The 1,078-nt window shown below is 68.5% G+C and carries 2 protein-coding genes and 1 pseudogene; 1 reads left to right on the forward strand and 2 read right to left on the reverse strand.

The window, feature by feature from the left end:
- The coding region (locus AC04L7_RS19395) for a tyrosine-type recombinase/integrase (RefSeq protein ID WP_475513803.1) at positions 1-449 on the forward strand (449 nt) is incomplete at its 5' end.
- Here AC04L7_RS19395 and AC04L7_RS19400 read toward each other — a convergent pair.
- Positions 439-888 carry a single-stranded DNA-binding protein gene (locus AC04L7_RS19400; RefSeq protein ID WP_435998637.1) on the reverse strand — a complete coding sequence of 150 codons (450 nt, stop codon included), beginning with the start codon at positions 886-888 and terminating at the stop codon, positions 439-441. The two genes, AC04L7_RS19395 and AC04L7_RS19400, sit on opposite strands and share 11 nt — an antisense overlap.
- Positions 885-1,078 (reverse strand): annotated as a pseudogene (locus AC04L7_RS19405) (DNA cytosine methyltransferase); the annotation flags it as partial. The pseudogene AC04L7_RS19405 and the gene AC04L7_RS19400, both read right to left, overlap by 4 nt.

A 1,078-nucleotide genomic window follows, 5' to 3' on the forward strand; every position in this document is an offset into this window, starting at 1 on the left:
GGAAAGGCGGCGTCGACCGCCTGGTGCCGTTCGGTCCGTCCTGGTACGGCCTCCTGCAGACTTACCTGCGCCTGCGCGCCACGGTGCGGCCAGGCAAGCGCAGCGCCCTGTTCGTGACGCGCCATGGAAAGGCACTTCGCGACGGCCGCAGCGTGTGGGTCGTGGTCAACCGGTATGCACGTCGCGCCTTGGGCCTGGCGTGCGGCTTCGCGCGCCTGGAAGCGGCCTACACCGGGCAGCCGTGGTCCGGCCATTACCCGCACCTGCTGCGCGCAGCGTTCGCGACTGAACTGCACAAGCGAGGCGTAAACATCATGGCGCTGGCGCAGCTGTTGGGCCACGCCGATGCTGACACCACCACGCATTACCTCGGCATCGACATCACCACGCTGCGCACCGCTGCCGCGCATCATCCTCGTGCGCACCGCTTGCCGGCCATCAGAACCTGAAGTCGTCATCGTCCACCCAGTCCTGTGCGGCTGGGGCGGCCGGTTCCGGTTCGGGCGTTGCAGCGCGTCCCCTGTGCGCTGCCCGCGTGCCTTCGTGTTCCGGCTGATGGTGGATGTCCACGCCGCTGGGCGAGGCGTACACCCACGTGCTGTAACGGTCGCTGCCGTCGCCGGCCGTCCACTTTTCGGTGTGCAACCTGCCCTGCACCGTTACTAGGCCGCCTTTCTTCAGGAAGCGCTGGACGGCTTCCGCTGCCTGGCCGAACACCTTGATGCGTATCCACTCTGTGTGTTCCGTGCGGTTGCCAGCGCGGTCCTTGTAGGACTCGCTGACGGCCACGCGCAGTTCGGCCACCATGCCGCCACTGGGTGGCGCCTTCACTGCCGGATCTGCACCCAGTCGACCGGTGACCACCACCACCTGATGCCCACGGCTCACGCGGCCATCCTGTCGGCGTCGGCCGGGTCCRGGTTGGCGACGGCGATCGCGTGCAGCGGCGGCGGGCTGACGCTGTTGCCCACCATGGCCACGCTGCGGCTGCCGGAAAGCGGCGTGCCGCAGGCCATGCGGTCGATGATGTAGTCCGCCGGGAACCCCTGCGCGCGGAAGAGTTCGTGCCGCTGAAGCA

This window comes from Pseudoxanthomonas sp. LjRoot204_2 (assembly GCF_056175765.1).